This is a genomic window from Rhodopseudomonas sp. P2A-2r, assembly GCF_026015985.1.
Taxonomy (GTDB): Bacteria; Pseudomonadota; Alphaproteobacteria; order Rhizobiales; family Xanthobacteraceae; genus Tardiphaga.
This window is the reverse complement of record NZ_CP110389.1, coordinates 3,898,791-3,913,817: the sequence shown is the minus strand read 5'-3', so window position 1 is coordinate 3,913,817 and position 15,027 is coordinate 3,898,791. Positions and strand designations below refer to the sequence as shown.

Genomic DNA, 15,027 nt, shown 5'->3' with positions numbered 1-15,027 from the left:
CGATGTTACAATTGGACTGCTTCCGGTCTTGTGGACAAATCCCAGCCTCACGCCGCGGCGCATTCGAACGCCTCGGGACTGACGCCGCCCAGATGGCTGTGACGGCGGGTTCGATTGTAGAATGCCTCAATGTAGTCGAAGACGTCGGCCCGGGCCAGATCCCGGGTTGTGTAGACGCGTTTGTAAATCAGCGCCGAAGCGTGGGTCTGACTCACATCTGATGATTTTTCTGCCGAACTTGCGGTTCTCCAACGGGGAATCAGCGCCATGCAAGCCGGTATTCGAATTTCTTCGCTTGTGCCGAGTGGGTTGGTGATCGGGAGCGTAAGCGATTCATCTGACTCGACTATTTTAGCCGTCCGATCCGAAGACGGCATGGCGGAGTGCCCATTGTGCGGGGCGAGATCACGCCGAATCCATAGTCGATACGACAGACAAGTCGCGGATTTGCCATGTGCGGGCAAGCAAATGTGCCTCCGGGTGATCACGCGACGGTTCGTTTGCGAGGTTCCACATTGTCGGCGGCGGATCTTCGCTGAACGGTTCGGGGATGATGTTCTCCCGACCCGGTCGCGCCGGACGGCGCGGCTCGAATGCATCGTCCACCATCTCGGGCTGGCACTCGGCGGCAGACCGGCAGCGAGCTTCGCCAAGCGACTGATGCTGCCGGTGAGCAACGATACTCTGCTGCGTGTCGTTAGGCGACGAACACGCCCGCGAATGGAGCCTCTGATCGTCGCCGGCATCGACGACTGGGCTTTTCCAAGTACACCGGTTTCTTCGGCAACCGCTCCGCAACCATCAGCTCTCCGACCGCGCCAGCCTTTGACACCGTGCAGGACACCCGTGCGAACCTGACAGTCATTGCCTCATCTTCTACGCCGGGCATCAGCGGCACGCTGACCTTTGCAACGAAGGACGACGCAATTGTAAGCCAATCCGTGATTACGCTGTTCCAAACGACTCCGACCGTTATCAACGTCGCAGGCCCGTTGAACTTCCAGAAGGTGAAGCTCCAGCTGAATGCCCCAGGGAACGCCACAGCGAAGGTCAACATCGTCCATTCACGATAAGTGACAGCGAGAGAAAAGCCCCGCTAAGGGGCTTTTTGTTTAGCTGAAATCAAAAGGAAGCAACTCTACGCGCTCTTTGCCGAGGCGTTCAGCCTCTTGCTCCATTTGGTTGTAGTCTGAGACATATTTTATTGCGAAGCCGTCAATCGACTCCAAGGGGCTTCCCCGAAGGCAGCGTACTGCTCGGAATGATGAAGCTCGTGCAAAATCCACGACCAATCGCCCTTATGCGTAAAATCAGGAAGCTCACTGAGGATAATCAGATTGCCGATTGTTACAGCGCTTCTGGCGCCGCTTACGCTATTCTTGAAATTGTAGAAGCCAGGGAAAGTGAAATCTGGTGTTTTGGCCACTACCCAGCGGGCCGATGTGACAATTCCACCAGGCATAGCATGAGACAGAACTTGCACCATGGAGGGCTCGAATGGCTTGGCGTTCTGTATATAAAGACCGTATGCGTCCTTAAGAGCTGCTGCGACGGGTATTGCGACCACTTCCTTGACTTCACACTGCTCACCGCCAACGCATTTTCCAAGGTATTTGCCAGATGTTGATGCGATCTGCGTCTTAATGCGTTCGCTCGCTGTGAGGATATTGAAAGCCGTTACCCAGTCCTCGCCGAGCGTGCTGCGTATGGCCTCACGTGGAAGTTTGTAAACGATGTCGTTCGCCTTCTGATAAACCTCAGCAGCCTTTTCAATAGCGTCTCCTGCAATATCTGGAACCTTATTATAGGTTTCTCCCAGACGGTCGCCCTTGATAGCGTCAGCAGCGAGAGTCCCTAGAAGGATAGGTGGTGCTATGACTGCAAGCGTGGCTTTAAAGGCCTTCTTGACTGAAATCTTAATTGCAAATGCTGGACTGGTTAAAGCAACGGACATGATGATGGCTGGTACGACAAGTTTTCGATGCACGGCAATCTCCAATCGGTTAGGTTGAATGAAAGGGATTCTGCACGGCCTAGCCGAGTCCGCAATAGGCATTTGTGTTTGCGAACGCCTGTGGGACGTGTTGCAATCTCTTAGTGATACTTCGGCCCCAGGCGGGACCGCAGGAGGTCTTCCTCTCCAGTTCTGCCGACATCGCAATTTACGGAGGCGCAAACGGCGGCGGCAAGACCTGGGCTTTGCTTATGGAGGCCATCAGGCACGTTGCAAATCCGCAATACGGGGCAGTGCTCTTTCGGCGTGAGACACCTCAGATTACGAACGAAGGCGGGATGTGGGATGAGAGCTTCAACCTTTACCCCCATTTAAAGGGAAAGCCGACGCAGCAGCCGTATCACCAGTGGAATTTCCCGTCGGGTGCGGCAGTGACCATGACGCACCTGCAGCACGAGAAGACGGTTTACGGATGGGACGGCTCCCAGCTCGCCATGGCTGGCTTCGACCAGCTGGAGCAATTCACCCGTAAGCAGTTCCTCTACATGCTCGGCCGGATGCGCAGCACATCCGGGGTGCGTCCTTATACGCGTGCCACATGCAATCCCGACCCTGACTGCTTCCTGGTGGACTGGGATAACCGTTACAAGGGGCTGGAGAGCAACGGCCTCATCGACTGGTGGATTGGTGAGGATGGCTTCCCCATCCCCGAGCGCAGTGGTGTCGTCCGCTGGTTCATCAACCTTCACGACAAATTCCACTGGGCCGACTCGGCTGAAGAGCTGAAGGGGAAGCATGGCGCGCACGTTCGCCCCAAGAGCGTGACGTTCGTGGCTTCGACCGTCTACGACAACAGAATCCTGATGGAAGCTGACGCTACATCTTCTAGCGGGTGCTTTCCAACAGTCGCCGCCCTCTCATCCGGCATGGCACCCGCGTACATCTCCATCGTCCCCATGTCGGCATGTCCGAGCATCACCTGAACCGAACTGAGGTCGGCGCCGTTCGCCAGCAGATGCGCCCCGAAGGCATACCGTAGGGCCTTCGGCGAAATCTTACCGGCTTTCGGAAGGCCAGCAATCTCGGCGATCTCCCTGATCTCCTTAAATGCGACGCCTCTTGCCAAATGGTCTTCGACTTGCGTGGTCGAGTGGAATGCCCAGACGGATGAGGGCAAACCGATCTCACGTGCCATTCGCTTCCAGTTGACGATCGCTTCGACGGCCGTCGCGTGCATCGGTACCCATCGCTGCTTGCCGTCCCGACCATCGATCAGGATGCCTCGAACTTCCGAGATCGATGAAGTCTGACGAGGGCAGGGAGATCGCTTCGCTAACCCGCATTCCGGAAGCGTACATAGTCTCCAGCAGAGCGACCCGACTGTAAATCAGCGCCGAAGCGGGCCCCTCTCGTAGATCCGCTTAAGCAGTTGATTTCTGGCTGACAATTCGTTTGAGCAGGGGTCCCGATCGGCGCCGATCGGGACCCCTGCCGAATTCGATATGTCTCAAGTAAATCAGCAATTTATTCTGCTGATCGGCGGGGGCCCGCTTCGGTGCTGATCCACAGCCTTCAAGGCCGCGCCAACCGTCGTCGTTGTCGCGAGCAAAAAGCCCGCGCAATCGTGCTGTCGGACCTTCTCCGAAACACTGCCGACGTCCTTTTCGCTGACCGATTGATTGGTCTTCGAATTGTCTTTGCAACTCACCAGTCATCGGATCGGGGCCGATCCAATCCGTCCGGACTGCGTCTCGGTGAAAATGAGGTCCCGTCCCTGATCCGCGCCACGACCCGTCCGCGACATCGTAAGGCCCAACCGCTCGCCGATCAGACGGACCAGGCCCTCGAGTTTTTCGTCCGCGGGCTTGCTGCCAAGTTCGCTGAAATCGAGGGTCGCCATTCGAGCGTCAAATCCCGTCCTAACGGAGGCTTCGTCCGGGCGCCGCTTCGAACCGCCGTTTCGTTCCGCCGAGCCAATGCCATGACGAAAAGATCGTTAAGCGTAACAGGACCAGTTGTCTCAAAGGTTGTACGAATTTAGCGTGCAGTTTCCACAATTTCGGGATGGATCGCTCAGGCGCTCACTGTAGTTTCGTCGCTTGCTTGGCTGACAGCCAATATGATCCCAGCAATGGGAGGACAACATGAGTTACGAAGATATCAGGATTGAAGGCTCGCTGACGGAAGCGATGGAAGCATGGGTCGCGGGTCGATACGGCAGGGTCGTCGATATCGAGATGACCGGGATCAATGAGGGCAACTATGCCGCCGTCGGTTACGCAGCCGTTGAGAACGCCGAGGCGGGAACGGTGGAGGCGGTCGTTCTCATGCTGCAGCACGATTCAGAAGCCGGTCCGGACCGCTATCGTCTGAAGGACATGGCCGAGGAAGAGGGGCCTGTACTCGATTTCTGCCCCGAACGGATCCTTGACCGTCTCTCCCCAACCGATGACGTTCTAGCGTCGCACTGGCGGGAGCGTTGCCGGGATCAGGCGGCGCAAGCCACACGAAATTCCGCGTTCGCGATGAATTCTTAGAACTATGAAACCCGCGGCTCTCGGCAGGTTTCATTTTAGCTGCTTGCCGCCTTTAGAGGTCCGTGGACACGTGCGACGCTGATTCATGGACAGAAAAGTGCGCGGGATGGACACACTAGTCCGGGATCAACACGCGCAAGCAATCCGCGGGATCATGTGCTTGGTCACGAACCCGTATCCGCAGGTGTCGCAGGTCCAGAGATAGCTGACCATGTCGCCCGGCAGGAATGCGGATGCCTCGGCTGCGACCATGGAGTCGGCGCAGACGGGGCAGGCGGGAAGATCGCTTCCACGCGGTGAGGGACGGGGGACTTTGGTCGATCGGATTGCAGCGCGGGCTGACATCGTGACCTCCTCGCCATCTGATATGTGTGGAACTTTACACTGATTTGCTTGACGATGTCGCAACACAAATGCGTTGGTTTTACGATTTTTAGGATCGACCATGTTTGCGGTGCAGCGAATGCGCTGCTGTTCTTGAAGGCTTGCGTCTGGTTGCGCGATACCACATCTGAACACAGATCACGGTACAGATCCGGGGTTGCCGAACGAAACGGAGGAGCGGTCATGGACACGTCGCCAGATAAGAATGCAGCGCACACGCAGCGTCCGGGTCGCGGACGGATTTTCGGCAGTATCGTGGAAGCCATCGGCGACACGCCGATCGTCCGGCTGGTGCGTCTGCCGCAGCAGCACGGCGTGCAGGCCACCATTCTCGCCAAGCTGGAATATTTCAATCCTGCGTCCAGCGTGAAGGACCGTATCGGCGCGGCGATGGTCATCGCCATGGAGAAGGCCGGCGTGATCAATGCGGACACCGTGCTGATCGAACCCACCTCGGGCAACACCGGCATCGCGCTGGCCTATGTGGCGGCGTCGCGCGGCTACCGGCTGAAGCTGGTGATGCCGGAGTCCATGTCGATCGAGCGCCGCAAGATGCTGGCGTTCCTCGGCGCCGAAATCGTACTGACACCGGCCGGGCAGGGCATGAAGGGCGCGATCGCCACGGCTGAAGAATTGGTGCGCACCACGCCCAACGCAGTGATGCCGCAGCAGTTCAAGAACCTCGCCAATCCCGAGATCCATCGTCGCACCACGGCGGAGGAAATCTGGAACGATACCGAAGGCAACATCGATTTCTTCGTGGCCGGCGTCGGCACCGGCGGCACCATCACCGGCGTCGGCCAGGTGCTGAAACCGCGGAAGCCGTCGCTGCAAGTTGTTGCAGTCGAGCCCGAGGAAAGTCCGGTGCTGTCCGGCGGCCAGCATTCCCCGCACAAGATCCAGGGCATCGGTGCCGGCTTCGTGCCTGATATCCTCGACCGCTCCGTCATTGACGAAATCGTCAAGATCAACAGCGCCACCGCCATCGAGACGTCCCGCGCGCTGGCGCGCAACGAAGGCATTGCCGGCGGCATTTCGTCGGGGGCCGCGATCGCTGCCGCGCTGCAGATCGGCAAGCGCCCGGAGAATGCCGGCAAGACCATCCTGGCCATCGTGCCATCGTTCTCGGAGCGTTACCTGTCAACCGCACTGTTCGAGGGAATTTGATATGTCACAGCCGCCGCGGCGTCCCCGCACACTCCACGACGCCCGCACCGAAGCCGAGGCCGCTTTCAAGCAGACCACCACCAAGGTGCCGGAGTTGCCCGAGAAGAAGCCGGCACTGCCGGGCGTCCGCGAGTTGGTGTCGTTGCAGATCGACCAGGACGTGCTGGAGCATTTCCAGGAGGGCGGTCCGGGCTGGCAGGACCGCATCAACGCCGCACTGCGCAAGGCCGCGGGCATGTGACCATGGTCAGGACGGCACGGGGGCGCGGAGCGGGGCCGGGCCCTTCAGGTTGAGCATGTTGCCGGCAAGGATGAGGGCGGCGCCGAGCGCGGTGTAGACGTCGATCTGCTCGGCATACAGCAGCCAGCCAATGATTGCGCTGAGCGGCACGCGCAGGAAGTCCATCGGCACCACCACAGTGGCATCGGCATAGAGCAGCGCCCGCGCCATGCAGAAGTGCGAGAGCGTGCCGCAGAACGCGACCATCACCAGCCAGATCCATACTTGGGCCGTGGGCCATTGCCACAGGTAGATCGCGGGAATTAGTCCGGCAGCGCTCTGGACCACGATCATCCAGAAGATGATCCTGAGGCTACTTTCGGTTCGCGTCAGCGACTTGATGAGGATGATCGAAATTCCGAAGCCCAGGGCGGCCGCCAGTGCGATCACCTGGCCCGGATTGACGGTGGCGACAGCCGGTCGGACGATCACCAGCACGCCGATGAGGCCGAGCACGATCGCCACGATCTTCCAGACCGTCATGCGCTCGCCGAGAAAGAATGCGGCCATGATGGCGATCCAGATCGGCATGGTGAACTCGATCGACACCAACTGGCTCAGGGGAATCAGCGTGAGCCCATAGAACCAGCCGAGTTGCGCCAGATAGTGCACCAGGTTGCGCGCGACATGCGCCAGCGGCCGCGTGGTTTTCATGGCTGACAGGCCGCCGTTGAGCTGCACGATCGGCCACAGCATCAGCAGCCCGAGCACCGAGCGTACTTCCATCACCTGGAATACGTTGAGTTCGCGCAGGCTTTCGCGTCCGGCGACCGCGACGATCAGCATCAGCGACAGCCAGCCGCCCATCCACATCGCGGCTTTCGATTTCGAAGGTTCGCGGGTCATGTTGGACAGTTGATACTCGGCATTCGCGCTGCTGACTGCAGTAGCGGCAAGGCATATAGGGCCGCGTTGTATCGGTGACATCATCCGGCTTTGCAACGTGCAATTCTGCCGGGCAGCACTGCCCTCGTACCGCTGCAGCGCAAAAAAACCGGCCGCTCAGGTGAGCGGCCGGCGATGCGCGAGATAGCAAATGAGAAAGTTCTAGCTGCGCGACAGAGCGATGTTGGCACCCTTGAATGCGCCTTCCGAACTGATCGCCACGTTCTGCTTGTTGCCATTTGTGGTCATCGTCAGCGTCGCGGTGAAGGCGGGCGCGGAAACGATGACGTTGAACTTGCCATTGCCGGCGCGACCTTGCAGCGTTCCGCTGACGTTGCGCGTGGTTTCGGCCCAGGTTCCCGACAGTGTTCCGCCCTTGGCAAGCACGTCGCTCTTGAGCTCGAACTTGTAGCTGTCGCTGGCGCAGAGCAGGCTCTGGTTGAGCCCGGTGCCTTCGCTGCTCACCGCATAGGTCGCCTTGCACCGAATCCGCTCCTTGGAACCATCCTCCAGCGAAATGCTGCCGCTGCCGGACCAGACGCCCGCCATGCCGGCGAACGGTGCGGATTCCGCGCCGATCGCGGATGCCGAGGCGCCCATGGCTGCGCAAACAACAGCGGCGCGAGCGAGCAGTCGTGGAGAGACGAGAAAAGTGGTCATGCGCGAGTTCCCGTTGTGATGAAGGTTATTGGCGTGAGGCTTCCCATCGGCCGCTGCAGGGCACGCCGCCGGACGCGCCGCTCCATTTGCCGGAGCCGCTGTTGCCGCTGAGCTGGCCGTTCGCATAGGCGGCGCCGATCGACACCCGCACGGCGCCCTCGCGGCCGACCTTGCCGGATACGTCTGCGCCAGGCGCGGTCACCTTGCCGTCGGAGACGGTCAGGGGTAACGCGCAGTCGGCTCGCAGCTGCCTGTCTTGGTGACGATGGTGACGTTCCACAGGCCGTCATACGTTGATTCAGCCAATGCCGGGGCGACGGACACGGCCGTGGCGCCCAAAATGATGGACATGCAAAAAATGTTGCGGATGCGGTTGTGACGCATGAATCAGATCCCCGATTTTATGATGGGCGTCTTATTCAGGGATATTGTGTTCAAATATTGCTGCACCGCGGCAATCTTGCCCTAAACGTCCCGCAATGAAACGAGCACGCCGGGCAATGGTTCCCCTTCAAGGGAAAATTGTGGGGAATTCAGTGGCTTGGCTCAGGCCAGCTTGGGCGCCTTGGTGGCAAACTGCTCGTCCTGCGGGGTCGCGGGAAGGCTGCTGTGGGCGATGGCATGGTCGATGACTTCAGCCAGCAGTTTCTGTCCGAGGGGCGCCAGCGCGCGTTCCCACAATTCGCGGGCGGTCTCGCCCTTCTTGACGAAGCACCATTCCTGCAGGGCGATGGCGCCAGCGTCCATATGGTCGGCGAGGTGGTAGATGGTGCCGCCGGCGATCGGGTCGCCCTCGCGGATGGTCCATTCCACCGCGGCGATGCCGCGGTGACGCGGCAGCAGCGACGGGTGGTAGCCGATGCCGCCCAGTCGGGAGGCGGCCAGCGCGTCCTTGCCGATGCGGGCGTGGCTGTGCGCGGTGACGATCAGGTCGGTGTCGGGGGCGATCTCGGAGGCCACCACCAGCTTCGGATCGGCCTGCACGGTCACTTCGATGCCGGCTGCACGCGCAGCTGCCGCCAAACGGTCCTCGGCGTCGGCGACGACCACCCGGGCGATCTCGACGTCATGGGTCCGCAGCATCTCCAGGGTGATGACGCCGAAATGACGGGAGCCGACGAGGGTAATGCGCATGAGTAAAAGTGTCCGTGTCTTGTGACGTCCGAGGCGGCCCCGTGGGTCTGTCTGGGCGGGCAGTGTGGTGATCGCGGTGGGACTCGAACCCACGACCATTCGATTAAAAGTCGAATGCTCTACCAGCTGAGCTACGCGATCTAAGCCCCCAAACGGCTCGCTCGAATGCAGCTTTCGCCACCGTCCGAGCGACGCCCCACGTGACGCGCTGTGTAGGGGGCGGGTCCGCGCGGGTCAATAGCGCGACCGGCCTGCGCTGCGGCCGTGCACAATTGACGGCGGGCAGGCCGGCCTAGCTGGCGTCCCGATGGACCTCCGAGGCCGCCGGCTGCGCGACAGTCGCTGCGGTCGGCATCGCCACCGGGCGCAGGCCGATCAGTTCCGCGGTCCGCACTGTGGTGGAACGCCAGAACGCAAAGTCGTTGGCGCGCGAGTTCTCGAGGATGGCGATCGCAACCGCCGACAGGAATGGCAGGCTTTGCAGCACCAGCACGGCGGCGAACACGTAGATCTCGTGCACCTGCTTGAAGCTGTTGGAAACGATCAGAAGTGCCGCGCCAGCCAGCAGCAGCACGCCGAGCACCGCTTCCCAGAACGCCTGGAACTCGATGGACATGCTGGATTTGCCGCCCTTCGAGGTGACCGCAAAGGGCAGATGCTCGGTAATCAACCCGTTGGCTACCGCGCGCGACACCGTCCACTGTACCGACATCGCGGCGATCATGGCGCCGAGCATCTGCCAGGTCTTCACGTGCACGCGCAGGCGGTACAGCGTGAGGAAATGGGCCAGCGACACCACGAAGGCGGCGATGATCGGGATCGTCAGGATCTTGTCGGGGATGGCGATGTCGGCGAACACGACGATCGGCACCCAGATCAGGTTCAGCATGGCCACCACCACACCGAGGCTCTCGGCGCCGAGCCAGTTCAGCCAGCCAAGGCCGAATTCGCGCTTCTGGTCCTGGGTCAGCCGGCTGGCGCCGGGCATGAACAGCCGCCAGTGCTTCTTGATGATCTGGAAGCCGCCATAGGCCCAGCGGTGGCGCTGCTTCTTGAACGCTTCGTAGGTGTCCGGCAGCAGGCCGTAGCCGTAGCGCTTGTTGGTGTAGTGGGTCAGCCAGCCGTGTTCCATGATGGCGAGACCGAGATCGCTGTCCTCGCAGATGGTGTCGCCGGCCCAGCCGCCCACCATGTCCATGGCGGCACGGCGGATGAGGCACATGGTGCCGTGAACGATGATGGCGTTGGCCTCGTTGCGCTGGACCATGCCGATGTCGAAGAAGCCGGCATATTCGCCGTTCATGATGTAGTGCATCAGCGAACGGTCGCCGTCGCGATGGTCCTGCGGCGCCTGCACCAGCCCGACGTTGGGATCGTTGAAGGCCGGCACCAGATCCTTCAGCCAGTCCGGCTCGACCACATAGTCGGCATCGATGATGCCGATGATTTCCGCGTCGACCGCAGTCCGCGCCATGGCGATGCGGAGGGCGCCGGCCTTGAATCCTTCGACCTTCTCGGCATTGATGAAGATGAAGCGCTCGCCCAGCGTGCGGCAATAGTCCTGGATCGGCTGCCAGAAGGCCGGGTCCGGTGTGTTGTTGATGATCACCACACATTCGAAATTCGGGTAATCAAGCCGCGCCACCGCGTCGAGCGTCTGTTTCAGCATATCCGGCTGTTCGCGATAGGCCGGGATGTGGATCGAAACCTTGGGGAACGTGCCGCCGGCCGGAATCGCCTGCACCGAGGTCTGCTCGGGCGTCAGCAGTCGACGGGGCGCGCGACCGAAGGCTATCGCGGCGATCTCCTCGATCCGCGCCATCGCGATCAGGATCAGCGGCACCAGCAGGATCAGGCCCAGCGTCAGCGCAAAGGCCGAGCCCCAGACGAAATAATGGCCCTGCTGATAGGCAAAGATGGTCGCGACCCAGGCGCCGACGCCGTTGGCGGCCACGGACAGCAGCAGCGCCTGCATCGCGGTGGGCGCGACCAGTTGCAGGATCGGCAGCGACAACAGGACGCCGACCAGCACGGCAATGAGAGCAAGCTTCCAGTAATCCTGGTTGACCACCGGACCGGCCCAGGCAAATTTCGGCTCGCGCGCCGCGTTCAGAATGCCCCAGTACGGGCCGACGCCGCCTTCGAAGAACTTCCAGGGCTGATCGATGGCCTCGACGATATTGTATTCCATGCCGACCGCTTCGGCGCGCGCGACGAAATTGCGCAGCACAACAGCTTGCTGGAACGGGCCAGGAACGGCGTTGCGCAGATTGTAGCCCGCGCTCGGCCAGCCGAACTCGGCGATCACGATACGCTTGCCGGGAAGCGCCTCGCGCAACAAGCCGTAAATATACATCGCCTGATCGACGGCCTGGGTATCCTTGAAGTTCTCCCAATAGGGCAGGATATGCGCGGCAATGAAATCGACGGAGGAGGCGAGCGTCGCCTTGCCGTCAGGTGTTTCCGCGAGATTGTCGCGCCAGATGTTCCAGATCTCGCCCGTCGTCACGGGGACATTCACCTGCCGCTTCACGCGGCGGATGTATTCGATCAGGTCGTCGGCCTTGAGTTCGCCGCGATAGATCGTTTCGTTGCCGACCACGATGGCGATGACGTTGGAATTGCGCTTGGCCAGGTCGACGGCCGCGGCGATTTCGCGTTCGTTGCGGTCGACGTTCTTGTCGATCCAGGCGCCGACGGTGACCTTGAGGCCGAATTCGTTGGCGATCGCCGGCACCATTTCGACGCCGCCCGTCGACGAATAGAGGCGAATGGCGCGCGTCATCGTCGCGAGCTTCTTCAGGTCCGCGCGTATCTTCTCGGCGCTGGGAATATTGTCGATATCGGGATGTGCCGTGCCGTCGAACGGGGCGTAGGAGACGCTGGGGAGCATGCCCTTGAAGTCCGGCGCTTCCTGCTTGTCCTGCAAGATGCCCCAAAGGGCGGCATGAGCGGCAGTCACGAACAACAGAACGGCGACGACGGCGCGCATCGCGGAAAAACCATAACGGGGCGAGGCGTGGCCGGTCAGCGGACCCGTCCCCTAGGTCCGACCAGTAAGACGGCAGCAAAAGAATATCGCTACCACCAGAATTAACAACTCGTATGACGCCGTGGCGTTTTAAGGGCGCCAAATATCCAAACCGCGAATATTTGCCGGCGTTCCGGCAGGCGGCGACTTATTTCGCGGGTTCTGCGGGAGGCGCCGGGGTCGCGGGCGCCGCCGGAGTCGCAGCGCCGGCAGCGGGCGGAGTCGCGGGCTGGGTGACGGCAGCGGTCTGCGGCTGTGCGTTGGGATTGATCCAGCAGGCGTGGACACGGCCATTCAGACTATCGGGCACTTTCGGATCCAGCGCACCGAATCGCACCAGGCAACGGAACGTGGCCTGGACGTGCCCGCCGGGGCAGCCGAAGCGATCGTACAGATCGAGGTGGCGAAATGCAGTGTCGAGATCGTCGCGCCACATCAGCACGACGACACGGCGACCGAGCCATACGCATTCCGGGTTGCCGGCCGGACCGTTGATCGCGGTGGACGCCTCAACGAACTCGTCGGTCTTCTTCTGGCTTTCCTTGGCGACGTCGGCGGGAGTGGCCGGCGCATTCGCGGCGGGCTTTTGGGCCTGATCCTGGGCGCGCAGCGCGCCGCTCTGGGCTATCGCGCCGCCGAGGCCAAGCAGCAACGCAAATCCCGGGATGGCAACACAACGCAGAACCGCATTTTGGAACCCGACCAGCACTCGACGCATAAAGTCCCCGATTTGTTGTCTGCCACGGTCGCTCCGACGCCCTGTCAGATGCCGCCAAAATAGGTCCCCAATACGGCGGAGACACTCCAGAATGCCATGACGGACATTTGAGATTTTGTCCAGCAATGCCGCAACGGGATTGCCCTTTTGGTAAAGCGAACGGCGACAGTTTGCCGCGTCCGGAGCGAATTGGCGAGGCCGCGCGCGTTGTTCCTGTTTGTTCGAGAGATCTACGGCCGATCTACTCTTGGCAGATCGGCGGCGACGGGCTAATCGACGGGGCTTCCTGGAGGACGGAACCCATTTCCTACCGCACGCCGCTGGCGCTTCTCCTAATATCCCTGAGCATGATCGCAGCGGTTTGGTGGTGGCTCGCCACGCCGGTGTCGCTGGTGCGCGCGCCGATCGATCCGGCGGCCAAGCTGGAATGCGTGTCCTATGCGCCGTTCCGCGGCGACCAAACCCCGCTGATCCCGTCGACCCAGATTTCGGCCGGGCAGATTGCACAGGATCTGGCCCAGCTGGCCAAGATCTCCAAATGCGTGCGCACCTATTCTGTCGACAACGGTCTCGACCAGGTGCCGGAACTGGCAGGCAAGGTCGGGCTCAAGGTGATCCAGGGCATCTGGCTCGGCAGCAATCGGCTCAAGAACCTCGCGCAGATCGCCACCGTTGTTAATTTGACCAAGGAATACCCCGGCGTGATCAGTGCTGTGGTGGTCGGTAACGAGGTGCTGCTGCGCGGCGAGATGACCGCGGCCGATTTGGAGGCGACAATTCGCTCTGTGAAGTCGCAGGTCCAGGTTCCCGTGACCTATGCTGACGTCTGGGAATACTGGCTGCGCAACCGTGAGATCTATAACGCGGTCGATTTCGTCACCATCCACATCCTGCCTTACTGGGAGGATTTTCCGATACGCGCGAGGAACGCCGCGGCGCATGTCGATCTCGATCCGCAAGCGGGTGGCCGTGGCATTCCCTGCCAAGGAGATCCTGATCGGCGAGACCGGCTGGCCGAGCGCGGGCCGGATGCGCGATGGCGCATTGCCGTCACGCGCCAACCAGGCCCGGGTGGTCTCGGAAATTCTCGATCTGGCGAAGCGCGAGAACTTTCGCGTCAATCTCATCGAGGCCTATGACCAGCCGTGGAAGCGACAGCTCGAGGGCACCGTCGGCGGCTATTGGGGGCTGATCGATGCCGACCAGCGGGCGGAGAAATATCCGGCCGGTGTTCCGATCACCAATTATCCTGCCTGGAAGCTGCAGATGGGCGCCGGCCTCGGGCTGAGTGCGCTGGTGTTTGCGGTGGGGATGCTGACGCTGCGGCGCCGGCCCTGGCCGCCGCGCTTCGTCTCGTGGCTGACGGTGGCTATTTCAGCAACCGCCGCCGGCATCCTGCTGGGGGTCGCCATCGACAAGATGCTCTATGAGAGCTTTGGGCTCGGCGTCTGGATGCGTTGGGGCGGTTTGCTGGCCGCGGGTATCGCCTCGCCGCTGCTCTGCGCCTACGCGACCATGTCCGGCCGCTCGTTGCCGACATTCCTCGAACTGCTTGGTCCGCGCCCTGGCCGGACCCATTCGTGGTCGACGGTGCTGCTGGGGGTGACGCTGCTGGTGACCACGCTGATCGCGGCAGAGACCGCGCTCGGCTTCGTATTCGACCCGCGCTACCGGGATTTCCCTTTCGCGGCGCTGACCATGGCGGTGGTGCCGTTCGCCGGCCTGATGCTGGTGAACCGGCCGCAGCTCGGCCTGCGTCCGATTGCAGAATCGGTGTTCGCCGGGCTTCTGGTCGTCTCGGTGCTGTATATCGGCTTCAACGAAGGGCCGGACAACTGGCAGTCGCTGTGGACCTGCGCGATCTATCTGCTGTTCGGCGTTACGCTGTGGCGGGCGCGGGCCGCGCAAATCCCAGAATGAGCAGCCCGATCGCAACGCCGGAAAGTCCGATGTTGTAGAGCACGATGCCGAAGCCGGCGGCAACCAGGCCGCCGGTCATCAGCACGATCGACGGCCGGATGACATGCAGCACCGCGATCGCCAGTGCGACGATGCCGAACACCGAATTCTTGAACAGGTAGGTCACAAGCAGCCGCGTCTTGCACAGCATGGTGGGCAGTCCGGCGTCGCAGGCCAGTGCCACGGTGGAGAACTCCACCGCGAGATAGCGCAGATACAGCGCATAGCCGACGCTGCAGAAGCCCACGATGAGCAGCCACTGGACCTGGCGGGCGGTCAACCGAAACGGATCTTTTTTCATGGGCCAGTTATGGTTCG

15 protein-coding genes, 1 tRNA gene and 4 pseudogenes are annotated in these 15,027 nt (G+C 61.4%); 7 read left to right on the top strand and 13 right to left on the bottom strand.

The window, feature by feature from the left end; genetic code table 11:
* Positions 1–47: 47 nt before the first annotated feature.
* Positions 48–188, bottom strand: a pseudogene (locus tag ONR75_RS18970) (IS3 family transposase); the annotation flags it as partial.
* 79 nt (positions 189–267) lie between these two features.
* On the opposite strand from ONR75_RS18970, the gene ONR75_RS18965 reads away from it, so the two are divergent.
* Positions 268–858, top strand: coding sequence for a transposase family protein (locus ONR75_RS18965; protein WP_320109632.1), 591 nt, complete (start codon positions 268–270; stop codon positions 856–858).
* A complete protein-coding gene (locus ONR75_RS18960; RefSeq protein ID WP_265083920.1) occupies positions 834–1,073 on the top strand; it encodes a hypothetical protein in 240 nt (79 codons plus the stop codon). Before ONR75_RS18965 ends, ONR75_RS18960 begins: the two co-directional genes overlap by 25 nt.
* Positions 1,074–1,201: 128 nt before the next feature.
* Here the strand turns inward: ONR75_RS18960 and ONR75_RS18955 are convergent, their stop codons facing one another.
* Positions 1,202–1,987 carry a hypothetical protein gene (locus ONR75_RS18955; RefSeq protein WP_265078620.1) on the bottom strand — a complete coding sequence of 262 codons (786 nt, stop codon included), beginning with the start codon at positions 1,985–1,987 and terminating at the stop codon, positions 1,202–1,204.
* A gap of 218 nt (positions 1,988–2,205) precedes the next feature.
* Between ONR75_RS18955 and ONR75_RS32870 the strand changes: the two are divergent.
* A pseudogene (locus ONR75_RS32870) lies at positions 2,206–2,529 on the top strand (terminase); the annotation flags it as partial.
* Between the two features lie 269 nt (positions 2,530–2,798).
* Here ONR75_RS32870 and ONR75_RS32865 read toward each other — a convergent pair.
* Both ONR75_RS32865 and ONR75_RS18945 read right to left on the bottom strand, forming a co-directional pair.
* A complete protein-coding gene (locus tag ONR75_RS32865; protein WP_413776366.1) occupies positions 2,799–3,191 on the bottom strand; it encodes a tyrosine-type recombinase/integrase in 393 nt (130 codons plus the stop codon).
* Between the two features lie 474 nt (positions 3,192–3,665).
* The gene (locus ONR75_RS18945) at positions 3,666–3,854 is read right to left on the bottom strand and encodes a hypothetical protein (protein WP_265078619.1); all 189 of its coding nucleotides are present in this window, start codon (positions 3,852–3,854) and stop codon (positions 3,666–3,668) included.
* Positions 3,855–4,098: 244 nt separating this feature from the next.
* Between ONR75_RS18945 and ONR75_RS18940 the strand changes: the two genes are divergently transcribed.
* On the top strand, positions 4,099–4,491 hold the full coding sequence (locus ONR75_RS18940) for a hypothetical protein (RefSeq protein ID WP_265078618.1): 393 nt from the start codon (positions 4,099–4,101) through the stop codon (positions 4,489–4,491).
* Between the two features lie 126 nt (positions 4,492–4,617).
* On the opposite strand, the gene ONR75_RS18935 is transcribed toward ONR75_RS18940, so the two are convergent.
* The gene (locus ONR75_RS18935) at positions 4,618–4,836 is read right to left on the bottom strand and encodes a hypothetical protein (protein ID WP_265083728.1); all 219 of its coding nucleotides are present in this window, start codon (positions 4,834–4,836) and stop codon (positions 4,618–4,620) included.
* 222 nt (positions 4,837–5,058) lie between these two features.
* Here ONR75_RS18935 and cysK point away from each other — a divergent pair, with 222 nt between their 5' ends.
* The gene (gene cysK / locus ONR75_RS18930) at positions 5,059–6,042 is read left to right on the top strand and encodes a cysteine synthase A (protein ID WP_265078617.1); all 984 of its coding nucleotides are present in this window, start codon (positions 5,059–5,061) and stop codon (positions 6,040–6,042) included.
* Position 6,043: 1 nt separating this feature from the next.
* Positions 6,044–6,283: a BrnA antitoxin family protein gene (locus tag ONR75_RS18925; RefSeq protein ID WP_265078616.1), complete on the top strand. Its 240-nt coding sequence runs from the start codon at positions 6,044–6,046 to the stop codon at positions 6,281–6,283.
* A gap of 6 nt (positions 6,284–6,289) precedes the next feature.
* Here the strand turns inward: ONR75_RS18925 and ONR75_RS18920 are convergent, their stop codons facing one another.
* From ONR75_RS18920 to ONR75_RS18890, 7 genes and pseudogenes are all read right to left on the bottom strand, one after another.
* Positions 6,290–7,168: a DMT family transporter gene (locus ONR75_RS18920; protein ID WP_265078615.1), complete on the bottom strand. Its 879-nt coding sequence runs from the start codon at positions 7,166–7,168 to the stop codon at positions 6,290–6,292.
* Positions 7,169–7,369: 201 nt separating this feature from the next.
* Complete coding sequence (locus tag ONR75_RS18915; RefSeq protein ID WP_265078614.1) at positions 7,370–7,867, bottom strand: hypothetical protein; 498 nt, start codon at positions 7,865–7,867, stop codon at positions 7,370–7,372.
* 25 nt (positions 7,868–7,892) lie between these two features.
* Positions 7,893–8,251, bottom strand: a pseudogene (locus tag ONR75_RS18910) (hypothetical protein).
* 162 nt (positions 8,252–8,413) lie between these two features.
* Positions 8,414–9,001 carry a formyltransferase family protein gene (locus ONR75_RS18905; RefSeq protein ID WP_265078613.1) on the bottom strand — a complete coding sequence of 196 codons (588 nt, stop codon included), beginning with the start codon at positions 8,999–9,001 and terminating at the stop codon, positions 8,414–8,416.
* Positions 9,002–9,066: 65 nt separating this feature from the next.
* Positions 9,067–9,142 (bottom strand) — tRNA-Lys (locus tag ONR75_RS18900).
* Between the two features lie 151 nt (positions 9,143–9,293).
* Positions 9,294–11,993, bottom strand: a complete 2,700-nt coding sequence (locus ONR75_RS18895; RefSeq protein ID WP_265078612.1) for a glycosyltransferase — start codon at positions 11,991–11,993, stop codon at positions 9,294–9,296.
* Positions 11,994–12,180: 187 nt separating this feature from the next.
* Positions 12,181–12,750, bottom strand: coding sequence for a beta-1-3, beta-1-6-glucan biosynthesis protein (locus tag ONR75_RS18890; protein ID WP_265083727.1), 570 nt, complete (start codon positions 12,748–12,750; stop codon positions 12,181–12,183).
* Between the two features lie 347 nt (positions 12,751–13,097).
* Between ONR75_RS18890 and ONR75_RS18885 the strand changes: the two are divergent.
* Positions 13,098–14,670 (top strand): annotated as a pseudogene (locus ONR75_RS18885) (beta-(1-6) glucans synthase).
* Here ONR75_RS18885 and ONR75_RS18880 read toward each other — a convergent pair.
* Positions 14,630–15,010 carry a hypothetical protein gene (locus tag ONR75_RS18880; RefSeq protein WP_265078611.1) on the bottom strand — a complete coding sequence of 127 codons (381 nt, stop codon included), beginning with the start codon at positions 15,008–15,010 and terminating at the stop codon, positions 14,630–14,632. The pseudogene ONR75_RS18885 and the gene ONR75_RS18880 overlap by 41 nt on opposite strands.
* Positions 15,011–15,027 lie beyond the last annotated feature (17 nt).